This window comes from Paenibacillus sp. 7516 (assembly GCF_002272715.1).
In the GTDB taxonomy this organism is placed as follows: domain Bacteria; phylum Bacillota; class Bacilli; order Paenibacillales; family Paenibacillaceae; genus Paenibacillus; species Paenibacillus illinoisensis_A.
In genome coordinates, this window is the sequence record NZ_NPBI01000024.1 from 405,389 (window position 1) to 429,630 (window position 24,242).

Sequence of the window (24,242 nt, forward strand, 5' to 3'; positions counted from 1 at the left end):
CATTATCGTTAATGATGAGTTTTAAACTCTAACGAACCTGAGTGAAGCTATTCTGCTCAAAAGCCGCCAAAAACGGTGGGGACATGGGCTTTATGTTGAAGTAGCCACGCTACGATTCGTTAGATTTTCAGGTTGTAGAGATCGGCTCGAATAGCACTTCCTGAGATCGTTAGAGTCAGCCATGATCAACTGAAACGGAGCGAATGTTGGAGCATGTAGGGTACAAAATGCATGAGGTAGATTCGATCCTTAAACATCGCTCAATTGCTAAATTGTGATGGCATGAACCGTAAACTTGGTAACTACATTCCAAGCTATCTGCTAGTAGCATGGAATGTCCAGTTACCCATAATAAACCTCATGACATTGTTTAGCTCATGAGGTTTGATCACGAACTTTGTTAGGTATGCAAAGACGCAGGGAGTAGCGAAGGGGACGGAATCGATTCTGTAGAAGCGACAGCGTTCGCCTTTGTCTCCGGAATTCTCCCTATACATAAGGGAATCAAAGAAATCTGGAGACAACAGCGATCGGAAGAACGATCCGTACCCGTAGCGGCTACCCCGTAGTTTTCGCATACGCGGTGATCCAAGTGTCATCTACTATGTAATGTGATAAGAAAGGACGGGAGGTTCAAAGCCATGGAAAAGAAACGCATGAAAAGCGGGGAAGCACCCGATCCGGACAAACCGATGCGTTCCGGCTTCACCACAGGAGCCTGCGCTACGGCCGTTGCCAAGGGGGCCACGCAGCTCTTGTTAACCGGAGTTACTCCTGCACAGGCTGTGGTTTCATTGCCCGCAGGCTTTGACCACTCGTTCGAACTGATCGAGCAGGAACTGATGACGGACGGCACGGCCACCTGTGCCACCATCAAGGATGCCGGGGATGACCCGGATGCTACGCATCTGGCGAAGATCATCGCACATGTCTCCTGGCGGGAGGAGCCTGGTGTGGAGCTGGATGGCGGCATCGGGGTAGGTCGTGTCACCAAGCCCGGCTTGCCTGTTCCTGTGGGCGAAGCGGCGATTAATCCTGTACCGCGCCGCATGATTACCGAGGCTGTGACCCAGGTACTTGCCGAACATGGGACAGCCAGAGGTGTGAGGGTTGTCATAAGCGTGCCGGACGGCGAAGAGATCGCCAAGAAGACGTTGAATTCGCGTCTCGGCATTCTGGGCGGCATCTCCATTTTGGGCACACGTGGCGTGGTCGTTCCGTTCTCGACCTCTGCGTACAAAGCCAGTGTGGTACAGGCCATCTCAGTTGCGCAGGCGTCCGGTTGCGATCACATTGTGCTGACGACAGGCGGCAGCAGTGAGAAATATGCGATGAAAATGATGCCCGAACTGCCTGAAGAAGCCTTCATTCAGATGGGTGACTTTGTCGGTTTCGCCATCAAACACGGGAAACGACTGGGCATGAAACGCATCAGCCTGGTCGGGATGCCGGGCAAATTTGCCAAAGTGGCCCAAGGGGTCATGATGGTGCACTCCAAGAGTGCGCCGGTGGATTTTGGATTTCTTGCGTCCGTGGCCCGCGAGACCGGGGCTGGAGATGAACTGGCGCAAGCGATCGAGGAAGCCAACACGGCGACTCAAGTGGCCGACATGATGACTGAGGCGGGGTATTTGCCCTATTTTGAAAAGCTATGTACGTACGCCTGTAGGCACTGTCTGGAGCATGCAGGAGGCGGCGTAACGGTTGAAGTGGTATTGGTAACGATGAAAGGAATGGAACTGGGGAGGGCGGAAATCAGTGAACTGGACGACAGCAACTGGAGCAAAGAATCATAGAATCCGTATCATCGGCGTAGGTGAAGAAGGTGCGGCAGGATTGACGGTGGATAGTCTGAATCGGATTCAGGAAGCGGATGTGCTTGTGGGCGGCGAACGTCAGCTGCAGTACTTCCCAGGATTTGCGGGAGAGAAGCTCACGATTAGGAGCGGATTAAGCGACTTGGTTGTGAAAATAAAAGCGCTGCAGGACACGCACAACATCGTTGTGCTTGCCTCGGGAGACCCGCTGTTCTACGGAATTGCCGGGTATCTTGCGCGTAAGCTTGGCCCGGATCAACTGGAGATCCGGCCTAATCTCAGTTCGCTGCAGCTGGCATTCGCCAAGCTTGGCGAGAGCTGGCACGACGCCGTGCTTGAAAGCGTGCACGGACGTCCGCTCAAAGGCCTTGCACAGCGCATTGATGGCCAAGCCAAAATTGCGCTGCTCACGGACGAACATAACAGCCCCGCTGCGATCGGAGCTTATCTGCAGCAGTTCGGCATGACCGAGTATGATGCCTACGTTGCCGAGAACCTCGGCGGGCCAGACGAGCGTGCCCGCCATTACACCCTGGACGAGCTGGCGGCAGCCGAATGCAGCCCGCTGAACGTCGTTATTTTGCTGCGCCGCAAGGATGCACCGCCGCCGCGCAAAGGGTTTGGGTTTGCGGATGAGGAATTCCACCAGCGCAAACCGGAGAAGGGCCTGATTACCAAGCGCGAGGTCCGCGCCTTCAGCTTGTCGGAGCTGCGACTTGGCGAGGACAGCATCGTGTGGGATATCGGCGCAGGTTCCGGCTCGGTGGCGGTGGAGTGTACGCGGCTCGCGCCGCGGGGTCAGGTCTTCGCCATCGAGAAGAACGAAGGGGACCTCGTGAACATCGAGGCCAACCGGATCAAATTCCGGACGGACTTTACCGTCCTTCATGCCAAAGCACCAGCAGGGCTGGACGAACTACCGAATCCGGATGCGGTGTTCATTGGCGGCAGCGGCGGCGAGCTCGCGCAGCTGATCGCCCTATGCGCGTCCCGGCTGCGCCCCGAGGGACGCATCGTCGTGAATGCAGCGACAATCGAGACGCTGCATGACAGCATGAAGGCCATGCGTGAAGCGGGTATGGATGCATCGGTGACGCTGCTTCAGACGGCGCGCAGCAAGCCGATTCTGAACATGACCCGTTTTGACGGATTGAATCCAATCTACGTGATCACAGGCCAGCATGCAGCGACAGAGGAAGCGGTAGCCGGAGCGGAAGAATGACTTTTCAAGGACAGGACAAGGGGGAAAACAACATGAGTACCGCAGCAGTAGGTACGCTGTATGGCGTGGGTGTCGGGCCGGGAGACCCGGAACTGATTACGGTGAAGGCATACCGAATGATCCGAGAGTGTCCGGTGGTGGCGTATCCGAAGAAGCGTAAAGGCGGCAAATCGTATGCCCACGAGATCGTGGAACTGTATGTTAACCCGGAAGAGAAAGAGATGCTCGGCCTGATCTTTCCGATGACCAAGGACCCGGTTGTCCTTGAACGGGAGTGGGGCAAAACCGTCGAAGCCTGTTGGGGTGCGCTGAAGGAGGGTAAGGATGTGGCCTTTGTAACCGAAGGCGATCCGAATCTGTACAGCACCTTTATTCATCTGGCACGACTGATGCGTGAACTGCATCCCGAAGTACCCATTGCTTCGATTCCGGGAATTTCATCTGTACTGGGTGCCGCTGCTGCACTGGATATCCATCTGGCAGACGGTGATGAGCAGGTGGGCATTATCCCCGCAACCGCCGATAAGGAAGCGATGCGTCAGGCAATTGAGCATCACGATACGATTGTATTTATCAAAGTGGCGAAGGTGCTTGACCCGATGCTTGAACTGCTGGACGAGATGGGTCTCGGGGGCAAAGCCTCGGTTGTCACCAAAGTCACTTCTCCATATGAACTGGTCTGGCGCGATGCCCGTGAACTGAAAGGGCAGGAGCTGGAATATCTGAGCCTGATGGTGGTGAGCAAATGAAAACACTGGAACCGAAAGTATATATCGTAGGTGCAGGCCCGGGTGACCCCGAACTGATTACGGTGAAGGGCTCGAACATTTTGAAAAATGCAGATCTGGTTCTGTACACCGACTCCCTCGTGAACGATGAACTGATTGCGACGGCAAAGCCTGAAGCAGAAGTGCTGCAAAGCTCCGGCATGGATCTGGAGCAGCAGGTTGAGCTCATGTGCGAAGCCACTCGTGCAGGCCGCAGCGTAGCTCGTGTGCATACTGGTGATCCGGCGATGTACGGCGCAATTCTGGAACAGATGGTACTGCTGAAACAGCAGGGCGTGGAGTATGAGATTATCCCGGGTGTTAGCTCGGTCTTTGCTTCGGCGGCCGCTCTCGGAGCGGAACTAACTGTGCCTGAACTGACGCAGACGGTTATTCTGACACGCGCAGAAGGACGTACGCCAGTGCCGGAACGCGAGAAGCTGCGTGATCTGGCATCGCATCACTGTACGGTGGCCCTCTTCCTGAGTGCAACACTAGCGAAAAAAGTCGTGGTTGAATTCCTCGCCGCAGGGTGGAGCGAAGATACACCGGTTGCGGTTGTGCAGCGGGCGACTTGGCCGGATCAGAAAATTGTACGGACCACGCTCGCCAATCTGGCTGCCGATCTGCGTGCCGCTGGTATTACGATGCATGCGATGATTCTGGCAGGCTGGGCACTTGATCCCGATCTAGTGAACCGGGATGCCCATCGTTCCAAGCTGTATGACAAATCCTTCACCCATGGTTATCGTAAAGGAGTGAAGTCCGGTGAGTAATCCGTTTGCAGCCGTGGCCATTACGAAGCATGGCGTGGAGATGGTACGCAATCTGGCTGGACAATTCCAGGGTACGGATGTGTATTACATGAGCAAGTTCGCCCGCGGGGATGAAGAAGAGCTGGGTTATCAGCTGTTTGAAGGCTCGGTGAAACTGATTCTGCCGGATCTGTTCAAGCGGTACAATGGCATCATTCTATTTATTTCGCTGGGGGCGGTAGTCCGCATGATCGCCCCAATTCTGGTGGACAAAAAGGTGGATCCTGCCGTGCTGGTTATTGATGACCGCGGAGAGAACGTCATCAGTGTCCTGTCCGGCCATCTCGGCGGTGCGAATGAACTGACTCGTCAGGTTGCAGAAGTACTCGGTGCACGTGCGGTAATAACAACCGCTTCGGATGTGCAAGGAACGATTCCGGTAGACATGTTCGGACGGGAGCTGGGCTGGATCGTGGACAGCTTCGACAAGGCTACGCCAGTCAGTGCGGCAGTTGTTAACGAGGAGCCCGTTGCGCTGATTCAGGAGACGGGAGAGCGGAACTGGTGGCGATATAACAAGCCTGTACCGGATCATATCCGTGTCTTCAGCAGCATGGAGGAAACCGAGTCATTTCTATTTAATGCGGCACTTGTGGTCAGCGACCGCCTGCTCACAGAAGATGAACAGACACGTTTTCTGACGAATGGTGTGCTGTATCGACCGAAGAGCCTCGTACTGGGCATGGGCTGCAACCGCGGCACATCTGCCGAAGAACTGGAGCAGGAGATGCTCACCACATTGGAAGAGTTGTCTCTTTCGGTGAAAAGCGTACGAAACATAGCGACGATCGATCTGAAAAAGGATGAAGAAGGCCTGCTGGCTCTATGCGCCAAATATGGCTGGGAACTAGTGACGTACACGCCAGCCGAGCTAAATACTGTTAAGCTTCCAAATCCATCGGAGACGGTATTTAAATATACCGGCGCTTACGGTGTGAGCGAGCCTGCGGCATTATTGTCTTCCGGAGCAGATCACTGGCTGCTGGAGAAGAAAAAGAGCGGGAACCTGACGATTTCCGTAACGCGAATCCCTTTTGACTAAACTATTTCTGGAATCATGCGCTTCACGAGATGAAGCCATTATCGTTGATTTAAGCCGCATCGTTTATTGGTGCGGTTTTGTTATATCGAAGAAAGGTGGAAACTGATCATGACCATTTCAAATCAACATGCCAGACCACGGCTGATCATAGCCGGAACGGGAAGCGGTGCAGGGAAAACAACCGTGACCCTGGGCCTGATGAAAGCACTGGCCCGGAGCGGGATGAGCGTACAGGGCTTCAAGTGCGGACCGGATTATATTGATCCAACCTATCATACGGCTGTAACGGGCAGAGCATCGCGAAATCTGGATGCATGGATGACCTCTCCGGAGTATGTAAGAGAAGCATTTGCCAAAGCGTCAGCGGGACATGATATTTCCGTTATTGAAGGTGTCATGGGACTGTATGACGGCAAAGATCCCTTAAGCAATACAGGGTCTACTGCGGAGATCGCTCTCGTAACACAGACTCCGGTCATTTTGGTCGTGGATGTTCGCAGCATGGCACGCAGTGCAGCTGCGATCGTCCTTGGTTTTCAGCAGCTGGAGCAGGAGCTTAACATCGCTGGTGTCATCGTCAATCGCTGCGGAAGTGCCGGCCACTACAGTATTGTGAAGAAAGCCATTGAGCAGATGTGCGGCATTCCTGTGGTCGGCTGGCTGAAACGGGAGGAAGACATGTCGATTCCCGAGCGTCACCTGGGGCTGGTCCCTGCCATTGAACGAGGAGAATTGGAGCCTCTATTCGAGCGGGCTGCGGATGCATTGCTGGAAGGCACCGATCTGGATGCGATTATTGCGATAGCGAAGGCTGCACCTGACATAGAAGAAGAGTTAATCATTAACCGTAAGGATGTTTCACGGCAAAACCCAGATCCAATGTGGACCGATGTTAACTTGAAGAGCAGCGAAGACAGCACGGTAGGCCAGCCCGATGAACAAGAGGCTTCGGCACGTCCAATAATAGCCGTTGCCCGGGATGCCGCTTTTAATTTCTATTACCCGGACAATCTGGAGCTGCTCGAAGCAGCCGGAGCCGGGTTGAAGTATTTCAGTCCGCTTGCAGGGGAAGGCATACCGTCTGAAGCGGATGGCATTTATCTTGGCGGGGGCTTCCCGGAGGAGTTTGCTGCATTGATCGCAGATAACGTCTCGTTTCTGGAGGGACTGCGTGAGGCCGTTCGCAGTGAAATGCCTTTGTTTGCGGAATGTGGAGGTTATATGGTACTGGCGGAGACGTTAACAAATCGTGAAGGGCTAACTTTTAACATGGCAGGGATTATACCTGCTCAAGTACAGATGCAAGCGAAGCGCGCGGCACTCGGTTATCGTGAGGCCAGAGCTGTAGAGGATTCCTTTTTGTTCAAAAAAGGAGAGGTGATCCGGGGTCATGAATTTCATTACTCTACCATGACCTACCAAGAGGAAGGCGACATTCCCTATGCTTATGAGACTAAGGGATTACGGGGCATGAAGCAGGAGGGATATGCCAGAGGTAACGTTGTAGCCGGGTATACCCATGTTCATCTCGGTTCTCATCCGGATGCGGCAGTGAGATGGGTGCAGCATTGTCTGTCATACCGACTGAGAAGAAGTGGTCAGCATATATGAAGAACGATTTTTAGATGAAGTGACAAAAGAGAAGATAATCCTGCAAGTGTCGCATCATGAGACTTTGGTCGTGAAGTTGAGCTTTCCTGTTTACATTTAAAGGTTTTTGCCTGACCATGTGGAATGAATTAAAAGACAGAGCAGCCTGGATAGGGAGGGAAAGCATGGTGAGAACCGTATGTGTGACCGGGGCAGCCCGGGGACTTGGATTGGCTCTGACAGCACAAATGCTGAAGAGAGGATATATTGTATATGCTGCAGGTCTGGATATGGAGAGCTCAGAGGGGATTCGTCTGTTAATGCAAGCTTATCCGAAGCATCTTCGGGTCATCGACCTGGATATTGCCGATGATCTGTCGGTTGCGCTGTTTACCGAAACCATCAAACTGGATACAGATCGTCTGGATATGCTGATCAATAATGCGGCTATACTAGGGAATATTACGGATCATGTCCGCGGGCCGTTAAACTTTGCCGAGATGGCGGAGGTATTCAACGTGAATACGCTGGGTTCGCTGCGTGTAACTCACGCATTGCTGCCCCTCCTTCTTGCGGGCGCGGGCAAGCTGATTGTGGACATTTCATCGGAGGCGGGCAGTATTGAGCAGTGCGACAGACATGGCTGGTTCGCTTACTGCATGTCCAAATCTGCACTAAACATGCAGGCCCGGCTTGTGCATAATGGAATCAAGGATGAAGGTGGACAGGTCATGCTGATTCATCCCGGGTGGGTGCAGAGTTATATGAGCGGTGAATTGAACACAGCCGCAGACCTTACGCCAGAACAATCGGCACAGCATATCGCAGCACTTATTGACCGCCACAAGGACTTTATGGGAGATCAGCCTGCCTATGTAGATTACAAGGGGGACGAGCTTCCCTGGTAATCTTGTTACAGCTTTAACATGAAAGGAGTTTTATTAATGGACCATCGTAAAAAGGCGTTGTTACTCGGCGATTATACACATCCGGATTGGCATCCGCTGCAGGATGTTGACGCAGAGATCAGCCGTATTTTTCATGATAGCATGACCGTGCAGTGCAGCGAGAATCGCAATATGCTGCTGCAGGAGAATATATCGGGATTTGATGTATGTATTTCATACATGGACGATTGGAAGGGGAAAGTCTCTCCTCAGCAGACAGCGGGATTACTGTCGTATGTGAGCAATGGAGGCGGACTGGTTATTCTACATAACGGAATTTCGCTTCAAAATCGTTATGAACTCAAGCAGATGATTGGTGCGAAATTCCTGCATCATCCACCATATGGACCGCTGGAGTTTACCGTAACGGAGCATAAACACCCTGTGACCGAGGGGATTACCGGATTCACCATGGAAGAAGAGCCTTATCTGTTTGAGTTCGGGTCATTTGCCGAAACCACAATTCTGCTTGAATACCAGACTGAAGATGGACCTAAGCCTGCGGCTTGGGCACATACCTATGGATTAGGCCGGATCGTATACCTCATGCCAGGGCATCATGTGCCTTCTTTTGCACACGAATCCTATCGCCAGCTGATTCTGCAGGCAGGCAAATGGGCAGCGCGCTACGTGTAACCTGCTCGCTTCTTTGTTGTGCTGGGTATAAAGGGTATAATATAGAGATCAACGAAGAGGAGGATGACAAGAATGAGCGATTTGTTCAAAAAGGCGATCTCATTGGGGTTAGGTCTTACCGTCGTAAGTAAGGAAAAAATCGAAAAAACCGTAGATGATCTGGTCAAGCGCGGGGAACTAGCGCCCGGTGAATCCAAAGCTTTAGTAGAGCGTCTGATGGAACGTGGCGACGAAGAACAGGGCCAGCTCAAGCGAGTGATTCATGAGCAGGTCAAGCGGGTGCTTCAGGAAGTAGGCGTACCTTCGGAGAGTGATGTGACCAGTCTGGAACAGCGCGTTGCTGTACTGGAGAAAAAGCTCGCCGAACTGGGCCAAACACCAAAAATGCAACCAGATGTATCCCCAGCTCCACTTGAAGTTCCTCCTCCGCACAAAGGAAACGAGATCGAGTAGATGGCTGTGCGAATTAAACATGTCGGCAGATACCGGGAAATTGCCATGGCGCTGGTGCGTCATGGCTTCGGTTATATGGTCGAGGAGCTGGGGCTGTTCCAGCTGCTGGCCATACCCCGGCGGTGGATGTCACGTGAAGCACACACGACCAAAACGCTGAGCGAACGGATCAGGCTTGTGCTGCAAGAGCTGGGGCCGGCTTTCGTGAAGCTGGGGCAATTGGCAAGCACAAGAGCGGATCTGCTGCCCGAGCCGGTCATCCGTGAACTGGTGAAGCTGCAGGATCAGGTTCCCCCTTTCTCTTCGGAAACGGCACGGGGGATTTTGGAACAGGAATTGGATACACCGCTGGAAGAGATCTTTTCCCGGTTTGACGATACCCCGGTGGCTGCAGCCAGCATCGGGCAGGTGCATCTGGGCAAGCTTCGAAGCGGAGAGGCCGTCGCCATCAAAATCCAGCGTCCCGGCATCTCACGGATTGTGCAGCGAGATTTGGATATTTTGCGTGAGCTGACGGCGATGGCGGAGAAACGATGGGACTGGGTGAAGCAGTACCAGATTCCGCAGATGGTAGAGGAGTATGCCCAGGCGCTGATGGCTGAACTGGATTATACCGTCGAGGGGCGGAATACCGAGAAGATCGCCCAGCAGTACCAGCAGGATAACAAGGTCAAAATCCCGCTAATCTACTGGGATCAGACTTCCTCGCGTGTGTTAACCATGGAATATGTGGAGGGCATCAAACTGAATGACCGTGACGAACTGGTCAGACGTGGACATGACCTGAATGACATTGCCCAGCGACTGGTGGATTCCTTGTTGAATCAGATCTTTATTCATGGCTTCTTCCATGCGGATCCGCATCCTGGCAACCTGATGGTGTTAAAAGACGGGCGACTGGCGTTTATTGATTTTGGCATGGTCGGCACTCTGAGCGATGAGATGAAGCAGCATCTGGCTTCGCTCATCATCGGGTTGATGCGCAAGGATACAGACAGCATGATCCGGGCGATTGAGAAACTGGGCATGATGCCTGATGACATGGACCTCCGCGGTCTCCACAACGATCTGGACAAGCTGCGCAGCAAATATTATGATATTCCCTTTTCCAAAATCAGTGTGGGTCAGGCGCTTAACGATCTGTTCGGTGTCGCACAGAGACACCGGGTCGTTATGCCAGCCGACATCGTGCTGCTGGGGAAATCGCTGCTCACGATGGAAGGCGTGATCGAACATCTGGATCCATCACTCAGCATTGTGGATATGGCAGAACCCTTCGGCCGGAAGCTGATCAAGGACCGGTTCAGTCCGGGCCGAATCAAGAATCGGTTGTTCCGCAGTGCGGCAGACCTGGCTGAGAGTGTGATCGGACTGCCGGGGCAGCTCCGGCAGCTATCCTCCATTATCAGTAAAGGCAAGCTGCGGCTTGAGGTCAGCGTACCCGAACTGGACACACTGATGCGCAGGCTGGACCAGATCAGTAATCGTCTGTCTTTCAGTATCGTGCTGCTCGCCTTTTGTATCATTATGGTCGGACTCATTATTGGTTCCTCAATCAGCCATCAGTCAACGATGCTGTGGGATATTCCGGTCATTGAGATCGGTTTTCTGGTTGCCATTCTGATGGTGGCCTTTCTGCTCTATTCGATTTTCAAATCGGGAAGATTCTAGTTACATTTAGGTAGGAAAGAGCTGTTAATGCTTCTTGGCGAAGGAGCGTTAACGGCTTTTTTTGGTCTGGGAAATAATGCATCAACTCTAAAATAGATAAACAGAGCATAACGGAGATATATTATAAAAATAAGAGAAATCCAGGAATAATCTATCGTTTGCGAAGATATAGCCTGTTCGTATAAAAGGATCGTTCTGTCTATAATAATAGGTCAGTACATAACGGACCCGGTCTTTCTGAGAGGGGAAGACCAGAGATATCAGTTGTCAGCTTCTGACATCTCCCAAGCTCGAACCTGAATGATGTAACAGAACCATGTGGAACGCACTGGAACGGATCTAGCAGGATGCTGCGGACTTCGGACAACATACTCCGGATGAAGAGCATCTTATATCAACACGTACAGGCCATGTTGCGGAGATAGTGTTCCGCTGTTTTGTGCTGCCCTGTCGTGGTTGGTCAGTGACGTGCCTAGCTGCTGCATTTCAGGAAATCAACCCACGGGGTTATAGGTGTAGGAGGAACGGCAAGAATATATGAATACGTTAAAACAACAATGGTTCGGCAACATTCGCGGAGACGTGCTGGCAGGTATTACGGTAGCGCTGGCGCTGATTCCGGAAGCTATTGCCTTCTCCATCATTGCAGGTGTCGATCCGATGGTCGGATTGTACGCATCGATTACGATTGCGATCGTGATCTCGATTGCAGGCGGAAGACCGGGAATGATCTCGGCTGCTACGGGCGCCATGGCGGTGCTGATGGTTGGTCTCGTCAAGGATTACGGCGTGGAATACCTGTTCGCGGCCACGATATTGACGGGCATTATTCAGTTTATTTTGGGGATTTTTAAAGTTGGGAAGTTCATAACGTTTGTACCGCATTCGGTACTTACCGGATTCGTAAATGCCCTGGCGATTTTGATCTTCATGGCCCAGCTGACGCATTTTACAGGCGCGAACTGGATCATGTATGCAATGGTCGCAGGCACGCTGGCCATCATTTATATTTTGCCACGGTTTTTCAAAGGCGTTCCGGCTCCTCTGATTGCGATTATCGTTATGACGATTATTACGGTCGTGTTCCATCTGGATGTGAAGCAGGTAGGCGACATGGGGAATTTGACGAGTACCCTCCCAATGTTCCATCTGCCTAATATTGAGTGGTCCTTCAACACGCTGATGATTTTGCTGCCCTATTCATTTACGATGGCGCTGGTAGGTTTGCTGGAATCCCTGCTGACCGCTACTATCGTGGATGAGATGACGGAGACCAAGAGCAGCAAAAACCGTGAGGTGCGCGGTCAAGGGATTGCCAACTTCGTTAACGGTTTATTTGGAGGCATGGGCGGCTGTGCCATGATCGGACAATCCGTCATTAATGTGAAGTCTGGCGGCCGGGGACGGCTGTCCACATTTACGGCAGGCGCCTTTCTGGCCATCCTGCTGCTGCTGCTCAGCGGAGTGGTGAAACAGGTGCCGATGGGTGCGCTGGTAGGTGTCATGTTTATGGTGTGTATCGGTACGTTTGACTGGAGTTCCGTCAAAAATATCGCACGTGTTCCCCGCGCAGAGGCCTTCGTTATGGTGGTTACCGTTGTGATCGTCGTCATCACCAATGATCTATCCATCGGTGTATTGGTTGGCGTTGTGCTTAGCGCCCTGCATTTTGGATGGAAACAGGCCAAGATTCGTGTTCATGCCAGCGAGGAGCAGGGCCAAAAGGTATATCGTGTTCACGGTCCGTTCTTCTTCGGCTCTTCATCCCGCTTCGTGGAGGAGTTTCATGCCGAGACGGATCCGGAGGAGATCACGATTGATTTTGGCGGATCACATATCTGGGATAACACGGCCGTTGTTGCCATCGGCAAGGTGAAGTTCAAATACGCCAAACTGGGCAAAACGGTGCATCTCCGAGGCTTGAACGAGGAAAGCTCACGTTTGCTGGAGAGAAGCGGGTTTGCGGTCTCACAGAGCCATGGTTAATGGAGATAAATGATCTCTGGAACATAAAATACATTAAAAGGGTGCCGGAACATGTCCGGTACCCTTTTGTTTTGCTGGACAAACGTGTAAACTACACGGTATGGAGAAAAAGAGCAGGCGGACTGATTGCTTTTTGAAAATCCATTTCATGGGGAAGAATACATTGAAATGGGCTTATCTAAATGAACATACAGAGGTGTAACGATTGGCAAACTTTGAACAACTGGGCATTCGCCCGGAATGGTGCGAGATCCTGAAACATCAGGGGATCGCCGTGCCGACACCGGTACAGGAGCGCTCAATTCCCGTACTGTTGGGCGGACGTGACATTATTGCTGAGGCACAGACAGGTACAGGGAAAACGCTGGCTTTTTTGCTGCCGATTATTCAGAAAATCAACGTATCGGACCGCTCCCCACAGGCATTGATTATCGCCCCTACGCGTGAGCTGGCCCTGCAAATTACAGAGGAAGCGAAGAAGCTGACGGCCAATGACGATAAGCTTCATGTGCTTGCTGTGTATGGCGGACAGGACGTGGAGAAACAGCTGCGCAAGCTGCAAAATGGGACTCAGATCGTCATTGGTACACCGGGACGTCTTCTGGATCACCTGCGCCGCGGCACGCTGAAGCTCGATAATGTGAAGAAACTGGTGCTGGATGAAGCGGACCAAATGCTGCACATGGGCTTCCTGGACGATGTAGAAACCATTCTACGTGAATTGCCGCATAAACGTCAGACGATGCTGTTCTCGGCAACAATGCCGAAGGGTATCCGCAACTTGGCGAAGAACTATATGAAGGATCCCGAGGATGTAAAAGTATCTTCGAAATCGGTTATCCCAATCAATCAGATTCGTCAGCAGGTGCTGGAGTGTACGGATCGTGGCAAGTTCGATGCGCTTCGCGGCATGATTGATACGTATCGCCCGTACCTGGCGATTATTTTCTGCCGGACCAAGCGCCGTGCATCCAAGCTGAATGAAGATCTGCGCGAAGCAGGATACGAGAGTGACGAGCTTCATGGGGATCTGTCCCAATCCAAGCGTGAGAATGTCATGAAGGCATTCCGCGATGCAAAACTGCAAATCCTCGTGGCTACCGATGTGGCGGCACGCGGACTGGATGTGGAAGGCGTAACGCATGTATTCAACTATGACATTCCACATGATGCAGAGAGCTATATCCACCGGATCGGCCGTACGGGTCGTGCCGGCGGAACGGGTCTTGCCGTGACGTTTGCAACGCAGCATGACAGACCTGAGCTTGCACGTATTGAAGAAGGAACCAATCAGAAGCTGACACGCATCCAGTGGACGAGCGAAGGTCCAGTGGCCTCCACCGGAGCAGCCAGACGTTCCATCAACAGTCAGGATAATGATGAACGTTCAGGTGGACGCTCTGCCGGAACAGGCAGTGCCCGTCGCGGCGCAGGCCGCAGCGGACGTAATGAAGGTGGCCGCGGAGGCCGTGGTTCCCGCGGTGGTGAAGGTGGACGCAGCGGTGGACGTAGCGGCGGCCGCAGTGGCGATGAGCGCAGCGCAGGACGCGGATCGGCGCGCAGCAGCGACAGCAGTCGCGGTGCAGCAGGCCAGGGTGGTCGTGGCGGGCGCGGTGCAGGTCGCAGCGGTGATGAGCGCAGCAGCGGCTGGGCTGGCCGCAGTGCGGATAAGCGTAATTCAGGCGGGCGCGGGCCAGCCAAAAGTGACCGCCGCGATTCTCGTCGCGGACGGTAAGACCTTGTCGTCCGCGGCAGTGCAGCCGCACTGGACGATCAGTTTGACGCCATGCCTAGGATAACGGCATGGCGAGAATATGAGAGCACTCGGGTACCAATGTACGGAGTGCTTAATGAGAGGGTCGCGACGAATTCCGTCGCGGCCCTTTTTACATATGCGGTATTGCACGCAACGCGCTTCCTTCTGGGGCGTATTGGATAGATATGTTGAAATATGTGAAAGGCACATTGCTCGGCCTCCATGGTGCATATGTGGATAATGCGGGTATACAAGAAGTGGAAAAATCTAGCCGGCTGGCATATGGGTCATGATGAAGCAGGCAGATCGGAGGTTTTCATGAATACATATCCTCTAATACAGGAGCAGCGTAAGATTCTGCCATTTTACTGGCTGTTTACACGATTGATGATGGGCATCGCCCTGCTGATTGCACTAGCCTTGGTTGCTGTCCCCCTGTACCTAATCTGGGAAGTATCAGCGGTGTGGACCTGGTTCACGATAGTGTTCATTCCGCTCGGGGGATGGATCTTCTATGCCGTCTTGCGCAGGATGCGCTACTTGTCCTGGAGAAATCAGCATTTGAACCGAACCGAGATGGACAATTATCAGATTCACTACGTGAGGTGGAATCTGGATTCCCATACTCCTGAAGAGCACCGATTTGAGCGGTCAGCCATCCAGCGCGTGTACTATGGGCGTTATTTGACGAAGGATGCACATTTTTACCAACGCGCGTCATTTAGGGAACCTGTACGTACCATTCAATTTTGGCCTGAAGTACATATCCTCTATCAGCAGGGTTTGGAGCACAGACTGTGTACAGTACGTTTCTATGAAGAGACAGAGGCCGATGCTTGGCTTAGCCAGTTGGCATCACAGGGAGTTGAACTAAGATTCACCATGTATTCCACCGAGAACCTTGCTCCGGAGGCAGAAGTACGTGCCGCTCTGGAAAAGGATGAGTATCAGGAAGTGGTGCCTTGGAACATTCCGGTTGAGGACAACTTCGAAATCTATCGGCAGAGAATTGTAGAGGAGCTCATAAGTCACGATCATCGTTCCCTTGGGATCAGGGAAGAGAAGAAACAGGAAAAGGAGAAAAGAAGCGCAGCACGAAAACAGATCAAAGCGTTCCGGAGTGTGGGCTGGGCCTGGCTGGTTTTTGTGCTTCAGTGGGGGATTGCATTCCTGCTAATGGAACTGGCAAAGAAGGGGCAGCTCAATCCGGACGCCATGTTCATACCGTTCATGATCTTGGTGGGCATGGGTGTGGTGTTTGCATTCTTGACAAAGGTTTTTGTGTGGAAGCATGTGTTAATCTACTCGGCATTTACATTCGTGAATGCCATTATCATGAGTGTTTCGCTATATGAAACCGAGGATATCAGCCCAGGTGCCCGGATGTTGGATTCTCTGGGCAGCGCCAGTCTGCTGGGTATTCTCTTTATCTGTGTGCCGCTCCTGGTCTATCAATTCAAGGTGGCTGCACGTGAGGCATTGAACAAAAAGTACAATAACAAATCAACACACAGATAGGGTGTGAATAGAAGGATATCGAAGGAGGCGGGCATGGATACAGATGATAACTCCCTGAACAGCTTTCAGGGGCTGATTGAGAAACAAAGACCAATGAGGCCGTCGGTGAAATCGAAGCTAACTACAAATCGGATCGTGGGGATCGCGATGGTCGTCTTGCCGCTGGTGCTGATGGTGCTGCATTTCTCAGCGGAGACCTGGTTTTTGCTGGGGCTTGTTCCTTTTGGTGCGGTGTTATTTTATCGTTCAATGACATTTTTGCGTATGGAAGCGAGGCGTGAGTCTCACCCGTCATATACGAAGCTTGATCCCAAGGAAGTAAGTTACGTCAGTTGGAATCCACGTTCCGATATATCTGAAGAAAATCGATTTGACGTTTCCTGTATCGAGCATGCATATTATGGCAGGCATACCGTGGAGCATATGCACTATTATCTGGAGAAAACCCCGGAGACAGCGATCATGCCGCCTGTCATTCATTTCATTTATGATCAAAACCTGAAGCGGAGAGTCCACAGCGTTACCTTTCTGGATGAAAAGGATGCAGAGAAATGGATGGAATTTCTCTCTTCGCTGCAGGTTCCGTTGAAGTTTACGGCTGAGCCCACCTCGGACCAGATGACGGAAGTAGAGCTGCTGGATAAGCTCCTGAACGACAGGGATCAGAAGCCGTTTCTTTACAAGCGGAATGTAGACCGGCAATTTTACAACTACCTGGATACGGTAGACGATGAGTTTCATAGGGCGTATGAGGAAGGCAGTCTGTCGAAAGAGGAAGAAGAAGAATTCCTTCAGAGAGTACGTGCATATCAGGAAAAGGAACGTAATGCTTCAGCATGGATGAGTGTTGGGCCGGGTTGGTTTGTTTTTCTGCTTCAGTGGGGGGTGGCTTACTACCTGGGCCTGGAGGCAGAGCAGGGCAAGATCGAAGCGGAGCACTGGCTAACACCTAGTATATATATCATGGGATTAAGTTTGCTGTTTTTTATATTGGTCAAAAGGCTGCGTTGGAAGCAGATTCTCATATACACCATCGGTTCCTTTATCAATCTGATGGTTGCAAGTATGGTCCTGGAGCTTCTGGATCATACCGAGCCCACAGCGCAAATGTACGTTTCCTTATATGGGAGCGTGTTGTTGTGCTCCGTGCTGTTCTGGATTCCATACGTCCTAATCTACCCCTTGAAGGCAAGAAAAAGAGATTAACATGGCAGATGGATTCGACTTGAACCGTCGTTATGCAGTTGTTTGAAAAGAGCACCCTATTCTCATGTGAGAATAAGGGGCTCTTTGGGTTGTGGACAGGTGGATATTGTTAGGGTTGCTCTTGCATATTCTTGTCCCCAAAAATCGATGCAGGGGTCCTTGGGAATCACGTCGTCTATATATTAGGGAATCGTTGTGCACGAAAATGCTCTTTAGGAATGAATCTCGGTAACGTTGTCCCGATATTTCTCGTTATATACTCTCCCAACGGATTCAGCCAAGCCGCCACGTGCCTTGCCAGGATACAGCTCAAGCGTACGATAGAGACGCATAAACCGGTCTTTGGGCATAAAGCGTGCGTAGCGGGTAATAAGACTTGGGAACAACTCGATATATTTGCTTTTACGCACAGCCGCTGCAGCAACAGCAGTCAGAATCTGAATTCCGTTGTGCAGCTGCAAAATATTAACTTCGTATGTGGCGATATACCGGATCGCATCTTCACGAATCAACTCCGGCTTAAGCCGGGCAATTTCACCGATGTATTCGGCGAGCAGCCGCTCGAAGCTGCGCAGCAGCAGGGGCTGGAGCTGCAGATCCATATCACTTCGCAGCACGAAGGATTGCAGCAGGGCAACCTGCTGCAGACGTATCCGATCATTGTAGACGAGCGATCCAATCTCGCGCAGCATCTCGTAAGCGAGGGCCTCGTCTTCTTTGCGGGCTTCGGCCACGAGCGCCCAGTTTCGGTTGATACCCTGACGGATGTCCTCCCGGTCTTCGTTTAACATGCGCTTCATTTGCCGGTTTTGCTGGGCAGGGAAGGTACGGTGATGCATGAAGATGAGCCATCCGATCAGCAGCAGGGTCACGGTGGCTGCCATCATGGTCTGATCCGTTGTTTCACCGAAGTAGGTGGCGGCAGCTCCGAGTATAACGGCAAGGAACAGATCCCGTGCGATTCGGCGTTTCACTCGTGAGCCGGCACGCTCCTGGACAGAAACGAGGGCGCTGCGACCACAGGAGGTACACTCATCCTCCCACAAGCAGGTATATTGTCCACAACGCTTGCACACGTGCAGCTTCTCAAAAGCATAGGTCGTTCGGTTAAAGGGTCTGATGGATACCACTTGTTTGGTACTCATGCTTAATCACGCTCACCATTCAGTATAGTGTATAGGGTACGGTCCGAATCCTCTGATGTTACGGGTTTGCGACCCTGGAAAAAGAGCGAGATTCCTTTTATAAGGACAAAAAGAAACAATATGGCGAGGCATCCGTATGTAACCATAATCGATTCCTTTCTAGGCATAGTTGTTATGCAGAATAGTGTAAATCTGAAACACGGTTTCGTTATATTGCAGTTTGCTGGCAATAACTATATCATATTTCCATAGTTGGAATTAAAATGCCAGTAGAAGCGCCGAATAGGTCGATTTTTGTCAGTCATTACAAAACTGTAACTCAAGATAGGGGTGCTTTTCAGAATATATTAGTAGACTGTTAAGATTTCCTTAAGGCTTGACGCCTATAATAAACTATTCCCATTTTAATCTCAAACGTGAAGGAGTACACCCAATGCTGCGGACACGCAAAATACGCTGGCTTAGCGGAACCCTGGTTCTGCTGACATTTCTAACGCTGCTGCTGCCTAAGGCGTTGCTGCCCCAAGCTGCAGCTGCTCAGGCACAGACGAGCGGGATCGACGCCGTACTTGTAGCCGATGTAAGTAACTCGATGAATACAAGTGACCGTGACAAGATCAGTAATGAAGCCATGAAAATGTTTATTGATATGCTGCCGGTCCAGGGGGACAAGGTAGGAATTGTTGCTTATACCGATCAGGTAGAGCGGGAAAAAGCGCTGCTGGAGATTCAGTCCGACGCGGACAAGAGCGGCCTGAAAGACTTTATTGATCAGCTCGGCCGCGGACCCTATACCGATATTTCTGTCGGTGTGGCTGAAGCCGTGAATGTACTGAATCATGGTGCAGATGCATCGCACTCACCCATGATCGTACTGCTTGCAGACGGCAACAATGACTTTAACCAAACCAAAGGTCGCACCCAGGCACAGTCTGATGCAGATCTGGCGAAGGCTGTTCAAGAAGCACAGGATCAGGGCATTCCGGTCTATACGATTGGACTGAACGCAGACGGTAAACTGAACAAGGATGCGCTAGCTGATCTGGCCAGTCAGACAGGAGGCAAGTCATTCATCACGGATACGCCGGATGATCTGCCGCAGATTCTGAGTGAGATATTTGCAGATCATGCCAAGCTGAATGTCGTGAAATTGCCTTCCATCACAGGCAACGGCAATTTTCAGGAAGTCACGGTCAACGTACCAAATGACAGCGTGCTTGAGGCCAATATTTCAATTATGTCTTCCAAGCAGGTAGAGATTGAATTAACCGATCCTTCGGGCAAAGCAGTGGATCTGAACTCGGATGCAGCCAAGCTCTCGACATCCAAAAGTTATTCACTCGTCAAGCTGCTCAAGCCCCAGGAAGGCGACTGGAAACTTCGGGTAAAAGGGGCTCCGAAAGACAGCATTGATATCAACCTGCTGTTCAACTATGATCTGCAGCTCGTCGTGGACCCAATTAAGACCAAGTCCTATACGAAGGGTGACAAGGTGGATCTGACAGCCAAGCTGGAAAATGGAGGTCAGCCGCTCCAGGATAACGATCTGTATGCAGATATGAAGGCGACGTTGGTCGTAAACGATCTGGATACGAACAAGAGTGAGGAGCAACCGCTGGAGAATACAGGCAGCGGCTTTGCAGGTACATTTGAAGTGCCGGACAATCATAACTATGAACTGGTGATTCGTGCGGAGGAGGACAGCTTCTACCGTGAAAGTGCGCCTATTACCATCAATGCAGGGGGGACGGCAGGTGCGGGAACACAGCCAACCACCTCAGCTGGTGAGCAGGACAAGCCGTTTCCATGGTTACCTGTCATTTTGGGAGTCGTAGCCTTGCTGGTGATTGGAGTGGGTGCCTGGTTCCTGATGGGTTGGCTGAAACGCAAAAACCGCGGCTTTGTCGGTCAGATTATTGTCGAGATTCGGGATGAGAACACCGGGGACAAGTCCTATCCACAATACAAAAAACTGGCATCCTTCCGGGGCAGATTCCATCTGCACCAGCTTTTACAGCTGGATCCGGAATTGAAGGAAACCGAGAAATATATATTTACGCCCAGCAATGGGGACCGAATTATCATTCGCAATACTGCAGGCGGTACATTGGAGAAATCCGGACGTGCCGTGGATGCAAGCTCAGGCGTTGAACTGAAGAACGGTGACCGGCTGAGCATCCCGCTGCAACAGGCGGATAAGACGATTTTGATTGAGTATCTGGTATAAGAAGTTTGAATGCCTAAGCAAGGCATGTGCGTTAACCAAAGGGAGGACATGGAATGAAACCAATTGTCAGAGAACATATTCAGCAGCTGGATGTATCGCTAGGCGGAGGGATTGTCAGCGAGAAAATCAGGGTCGATACAATTGATAACCCGATCTTGATTATCGGTCTTGGAGGTACGGGAATTGATGCATTGCTGCGTCTTAAATATCAGATTAACCGGCGCTTCAAGCTGCCTCAGGACCCGGTATCCAAGAAAAAAATGGACAAGCCGGACAACGTGGAATTTCTCGCGTTTGAAACCAACGAGCAGGACCGTGCGAAGAAGTACAAAGGCATCGGACTGGACCCGATTAACGAATTCGTTCTGCTGTCCAATGCCGAGATCGGTGGACTGCTGCAGAACCGCAGCGTGCTCGAGCCGTATATTACGGACTGGCTGTCTCCGGAACTGAGCATCACGGACGGCATGAATGGAGCAGCAGGGGTACGCCAGGCTGGACGGTTGCTGCTGTTCACCAAGATCAATCAGGTCGTGCAGGCAATCGACAAAAAGATCAAAACATTATCCGTAGGCACCAACAAGAAGCTGATGGTATTCCTGCTTACCGGTTTGTCCGGTGGTACGGGCAGTGGCTGCTTCCTCGATATCTCCTATATCGTGCGCGGTATCATTGAACGGGATCACGGTTCTGCCGGGATCGACCGCGTCAATACGCTGGGTTACCTGTTTACGCCAGACGTGAATCTATCGAACAAAAGTTTGAGCGAGCATACACGCGAGTATATTCGCAAAAACGGCTATGCTGCGCTCAAAGAGCTGGATTACTGGATGAATGTCGACAGTCGCGGCGAGCGTTTCACGCAGAAATACGGCAATATCCTGAATGTTAATTCACCGCTGCCGCCGTTTAACCTGTGTCACCTGATTTCGGCAACGAATACGGAAGGTAAGCTGCTGGAGAATGCCTATGACTACTGCATGAACGTAACGGCCGAGAACATCACCAACTTCATGGCCAGCGAGGAAAAACAGTCGGGCGAAGAATTCGCAATTCACGATTATATCAGCAACATCCGTACCAACATTGCACAGATGAACAAGGCGTATCCGGCCAACTATGATTACAACATTATCGGTGCCTCTTCGGCGGTACTGCCGATTGAAGAGATGACGACGTATCTGGCTTACCGGATGTTCGACAAAATGAGCACCATGTTCTCCAAAGCTCCGAACCAGGAGGATACGGAGAAGTTCGCCCGCAAGCTGGGCATCGATCTCGAAAGTGTCGTGAAGTCCTTCGAGTCCCGCGTGCCAGAGCCGCTGCCGGGTTATCAGAACAGCGAGCGTCTGTCATACGGCAATGTCGTGAAATCACAGGTCGTAAACATGGATACCGAGCTGGAGCAGAACTTCCTGGCCCGTGCCCGCGAAGAATATATCAAGGCGAAGAAACAGCTGCCGGGCGAGATTGCCGGTCAGTTTACCGAACAGATCCGGCGCATGTTTTTGCATCCCGAACAGGGTCCGTTCTACGTCTCTCGTCTGATCTACACCGAAAAAGGCTTCTGTATACTGAAGATGATCCAGTCGTATATCGAAACGCTGCGGGAGAATGCATTCCGCATTCCGCGCGACATTGAAGCTGCGCAGGAGCAATCGGAGGAGAAACTGGGTGACGCGAAGAGTGCCTTCGTCTCCAAAGAGAAGAAAAAGAATGCTTATATTGAAGCTAAAATTCATGAGTACTGGCTGCACGCCGACGTGGAACGCAACGATCAGATGATCGAGTTCTATGAGGATCTGTATGAACTGTTGAATCAGGAAAACAGCCGCATCTATAACGTATTTACCGAGACGCTGAATGCGCTCAGCTCGATTTTCTCCAAAAACGGAGATATTCTGACGCGTGGCGAAGAACAGTCCGATCACAAAGGCAACAAAACCTACTACTGGAACGTCGTTAGTGTACCGGATATCGTCAATGTGGTGGATGGGCTGCTGGACAAGCGCGACACGGATGACCTGATCCGTGACTTCTCCCGTGAGCTGCTGGAGAACTCCAACCAGTGGGTGAAGGAAAACGAGATCGATGTGGTCAGCTCCATTTCGGACTTCCTGACGGAGAAATTCGGGGACCTCATTACCCGTTCCATGGAAGATTTCCTGGTGATCAAATACGGGCAGGATGAGTCTGTTGAGAAATTCGTGGAGCGTCACATCGCCGGCAAGCTGGATGATGAGGCCGTTCCGGTGTTCAACCTCAGCAACAGCACAGGCAGTCTGCATTTCCCGTCATGGGGATTCGTCTCTGTGCCGACACAGGCGCCAGGCATTCTCAAAGGGATTCGCAATTATCAGAACAATGCGGTGGGCAAATCCCACTTTACCGTCAAGGAAAGCGAAGTTCGCAACCGGATTTTCTGGCTGAATACGCGCAACGGGGTGCCGCTGTTTGTGTATACGCCGCTCAAAGTTTATGAGGAAAGCTATGAACGCACCATTTTGGACAAGGAAGGCATCGGACGCCATCTGGTACAGACGGAGAAAAACAACTGGACCTACCTGCCATCTCCGATTCCGGAAAAGTCCTGGGGCGATGTTTATGAGAATGTCCGGGTGAAGCAGTATAACGCGCGGGTACGTACCGAATTCGAGCAAGCGATTGGATACAACATCATTACGGCCAAAACAATCGACGAGAATACGAGCAATCGATTTGCCGTTGTTACAACGGAACCGTTTGATCTGGCCGCGAAGCTGAATGCTTACGACATGCGTCTGACGTCGACGACCCCGAATCTGGGTGAGGTAAAACGGGCAGTGACCGAACTGAAACGTCTGCAATCCGAAGGGCTGCCACGTGTAGGGGTCAAGGATATTTTCGGCAGTATTAATGAGGATATGGCCAAAGAAAACCTGGTACGTTCCCCGCAGCTTATCGCACGGGTACGTGAAGAACTGGCGAAGATGAATGCCATCTCGGCCAAAGTGGCTGAACTCGAAGGCATTCTTGCACAGCATCAGGATGAGGAACAGTGGTACGATCGCTTCATCGAAGCTCTGTATACCGACACGATCGTCAAGAAAGGCGCACTTTACGTCTACGACCGCGATCCGGAAGAGGATGCCTGGGAACCGTTCGCGAACCTGATGAAGAGCCGTAACTTTGCCGAGTACGAAGTGTTTGGCAACTTCCGCGGTTTGTCGGAAAAAGATCGCAGTACACTGCTGCGCAAAGCTTCCCGCCGGGATAACGAACTAACGGCTTCAGAGGACATCGCTCCGCTGCTGGCCAAACTGGATGATCTGGCTGCCCTGTTCATGGAATCGCGCGATCGACTGGAATATGAACGTGTGGAGCTGGCGAACGGCGAAGACATCTATCAGTTTTACAGAACGATGTCGTCGAAGCTGAATGACATCCGCAGAAGGCTGAAGTAAC

The 24,242-nt window shown here is 51.7% G+C and carries 17 protein-coding genes; 16 read left to right on the plus strand and 1 reads right to left on the minus strand.

Going from position 1 to position 24,242, the window contains the following annotated elements:
* Positions 1–641 precede the first annotated feature (641 nt).
* The 14 genes from CHI14_RS21435 (at position 642) to CHI14_RS21500 (ending at position 17,426) form a co-directional block, all read left to right on the plus strand.
* On the plus strand, positions 642–1,796 hold the full coding sequence (locus tag CHI14_RS21435) for a cobalt-precorrin-5B (C(1))-methyltransferase (protein WP_095291074.1): 1,155 nt from the start codon (positions 642–644) through the stop codon (positions 1,794–1,796).
* Positions 1,759–3,039, plus strand: a complete 1,281-nt coding sequence (cbiE, locus tag CHI14_RS21440) for a precorrin-6y C5,15-methyltransferase (decarboxylating) subunit CbiE (RefSeq protein ID WP_249281196.1) — start codon at positions 1,759–1,761, stop codon at positions 3,037–3,039. Before CHI14_RS21435 ends, cbiE begins: the two co-directional genes overlap by 38 nt.
* 32 nt (positions 3,040–3,071) lie before the next feature.
* Entirely contained in the window at positions 3,072–3,788 is a 717-nt protein-coding gene (cobI, locus tag CHI14_RS21445; protein WP_095291300.1) for a precorrin-2 C(20)-methyltransferase, read from the plus strand.
* A complete protein-coding gene (cobM, locus tag CHI14_RS21450) occupies positions 3,785–4,582 on the plus strand; it encodes a precorrin-4 C(11)-methyltransferase (protein WP_095291076.1) in 798 nt (265 codons plus the stop codon). Before cobI ends, cobM begins: the two co-directional genes overlap by 4 nt.
* A complete protein-coding gene (locus CHI14_RS21455) occupies positions 4,575–5,663 on the plus strand; it encodes a cobalt-precorrin 5A hydrolase (protein ID WP_095291078.1) in 1,089 nt (362 codons plus the stop codon). Before cobM ends, CHI14_RS21455 begins: the two co-directional genes overlap by 8 nt.
* A 108-nt stretch (positions 5,664–5,771) precedes the next feature.
* Positions 5,772–7,274, plus strand: a complete 1,503-nt coding sequence (locus tag CHI14_RS21460) for a cobyrinic acid a,c-diamide synthase CobB (protein WP_095291079.1) — start codon at positions 5,772–5,774, stop codon at positions 7,272–7,274.
* Positions 7,275–7,438: 164 nt separating this feature from the next.
* Positions 7,439–8,161, plus strand: coding sequence for an SDR family NAD(P)-dependent oxidoreductase (locus tag CHI14_RS21465; protein ID WP_095291081.1), 723 nt, complete (start codon positions 7,439–7,441; stop codon positions 8,159–8,161).
* 36 nt (positions 8,162–8,197) lie between these two features.
* Positions 8,198–8,836, plus strand: a complete 639-nt coding sequence (locus tag CHI14_RS21470; RefSeq protein ID WP_095291082.1) for a ThuA domain-containing protein — start codon at positions 8,198–8,200, stop codon at positions 8,834–8,836.
* Between the two features lie 72 nt (positions 8,837–8,908).
* Positions 8,909–9,289: a phasin family protein gene (locus CHI14_RS21475; protein ID WP_095291084.1), complete on the plus strand. Its 381-nt coding sequence runs from the start codon at positions 8,909–8,911 to the stop codon at positions 9,287–9,289.
* The gene (locus CHI14_RS21480; protein ID WP_095291086.1) at positions 9,290–10,960 is read left to right on the plus strand and encodes an ABC1 kinase family protein; all 1,671 of its coding nucleotides are present in this window, start codon (positions 9,290–9,292) and stop codon (positions 10,958–10,960) included.
* Between the two features lie 537 nt (positions 10,961–11,497).
* Positions 11,498–12,946 (plus strand): SulP family inorganic anion transporter, encoded by a 1,449-nt coding sequence (locus CHI14_RS21485; protein ID WP_095291087.1) that lies wholly within the window; start codon positions 11,498–11,500, stop codon positions 12,944–12,946.
* 205 nt (positions 12,947–13,151) lie between these two features.
* Positions 13,152–14,681, plus strand: coding sequence for a DEAD/DEAH box helicase (locus tag CHI14_RS21490; protein ID WP_095291089.1), 1,530 nt, complete (start codon positions 13,152–13,154; stop codon positions 14,679–14,681).
* A gap of 339 nt (positions 14,682–15,020) precedes the next feature.
* On the plus strand, positions 15,021–16,220 hold the full coding sequence (locus CHI14_RS21495) for a hypothetical protein (protein WP_212677014.1): 1,200 nt from the start codon (positions 15,021–15,023) through the stop codon (positions 16,218–16,220).
* A gap of 33 nt (positions 16,221–16,253) precedes the next feature.
* Complete coding sequence (locus CHI14_RS21500; protein ID WP_095291092.1) at positions 16,254–17,426, plus strand: hypothetical protein; 1,173 nt, start codon at positions 16,254–16,256, stop codon at positions 17,424–17,426.
* A gap of 212 nt (positions 17,427–17,638) precedes the next feature.
* On the opposite strand, the gene CHI14_RS21505 is transcribed toward CHI14_RS21500, so the two are convergent.
* Positions 17,639–18,571 (minus strand): hypothetical protein, encoded by a 933-nt coding sequence (locus CHI14_RS21505; RefSeq protein ID WP_095291093.1) that lies wholly within the window; start codon positions 18,569–18,571, stop codon positions 17,639–17,641.
* Positions 18,572–19,004: 433 nt separating this feature from the next.
* Here CHI14_RS21505 and CHI14_RS21510 point away from each other — a divergent pair, with 433 nt between their 5' ends.
* Together CHI14_RS21510 and CHI14_RS21515 are read left to right on the plus strand one after the other, a co-directional pair.
* Positions 19,005–20,798: a vWA domain-containing protein gene (locus CHI14_RS21510; RefSeq protein WP_095291095.1), complete on the plus strand. Its 1,794-nt coding sequence runs from the start codon at positions 19,005–19,007 to the stop codon at positions 20,796–20,798.
* A 53-nt stretch (positions 20,799–20,851) separates the two neighbouring features.
* The gene (locus CHI14_RS21515; protein WP_095291097.1) at positions 20,852–24,241 is read left to right on the plus strand and encodes a tubulin-like doman-containing protein; all 3,390 of its coding nucleotides are present in this window, start codon (positions 20,852–20,854) and stop codon (positions 24,239–24,241) included.
* Position 24,242 lies beyond the last annotated feature (1 nt).

Coding starts and splice junctions, on each gene's coding strand:
- CHI14_RS21475 (WP_095291084.1), top strand. CDS start 8,909: ATGAGCGATTTGTTCAAAAAGGCGATCTCATTGGGGTTAGGTCTTACC.
- CHI14_RS21510 (WP_095291095.1), top strand. CDS start 19,005: ATGCTGCGGACACGCAAAATACGCTGGCTTAGCGGAACCCTGGTTCTG.
- cobI (WP_095291300.1), top strand. CDS start 3,072: ATGAGTACCGCAGCAGTAGGTACGCTGTATGGCGTGGGTGTCGGGCCG.
- CHI14_RS21460 (WP_095291079.1), top strand. CDS start 5,772: ATGACCATTTCAAATCAACATGCCAGACCACGGCTGATCATAGCCGGA.
- CHI14_RS21500 (WP_095291092.1), top strand. CDS start 16,254: ATGGATACAGATGATAACTCCCTGAACAGCTTTCAGGGGCTGATTGAG.
- CHI14_RS21485 (WP_095291087.1), top strand. CDS start 11,498: ATGAATACGTTAAAACAACAATGGTTCGGCAACATTCGCGGAGACGTG.
- CHI14_RS21435 (WP_095291074.1), top strand. CDS start 642: ATGGAAAAGAAACGCATGAAAAGCGGGGAAGCACCCGATCCGGACAAA.
- CHI14_RS21470 (WP_095291082.1), top strand. CDS start 8,198: ATGGACCATCGTAAAAAGGCGTTGTTACTCGGCGATTATACACATCCG.
- CHI14_RS21515 (WP_095291097.1), top strand. CDS start 20,852: ATGAAACCAATTGTCAGAGAACATATTCAGCAGCTGGATGTATCGCTA.
- CHI14_RS21495 (WP_212677014.1), top strand. CDS start 15,021: ATGAATACATATCCTCTAATACAGGAGCAGCGTAAGATTCTGCCATTT.
- cobM (WP_095291076.1), top strand. CDS start 3,785: ATGAAAACACTGGAACCGAAAGTATATATCGTAGGTGCAGGCCCGGGT.
- CHI14_RS21480 (WP_095291086.1), top strand. CDS start 9,290: ATGGCTGTGCGAATTAAACATGTCGGCAGATACCGGGAAATTGCCATG.
- CHI14_RS21505 (WP_095291093.1), bottom strand. CDS start 18,571: ATGAGTACCAAACAAGTGGTATCCATCAGACCCTTTAACCGAACGACC.
- CHI14_RS21465 (WP_095291081.1), top strand. CDS start 7,439: ATGGTGAGAACCGTATGTGTGACCGGGGCAGCCCGGGGACTTGGATTG.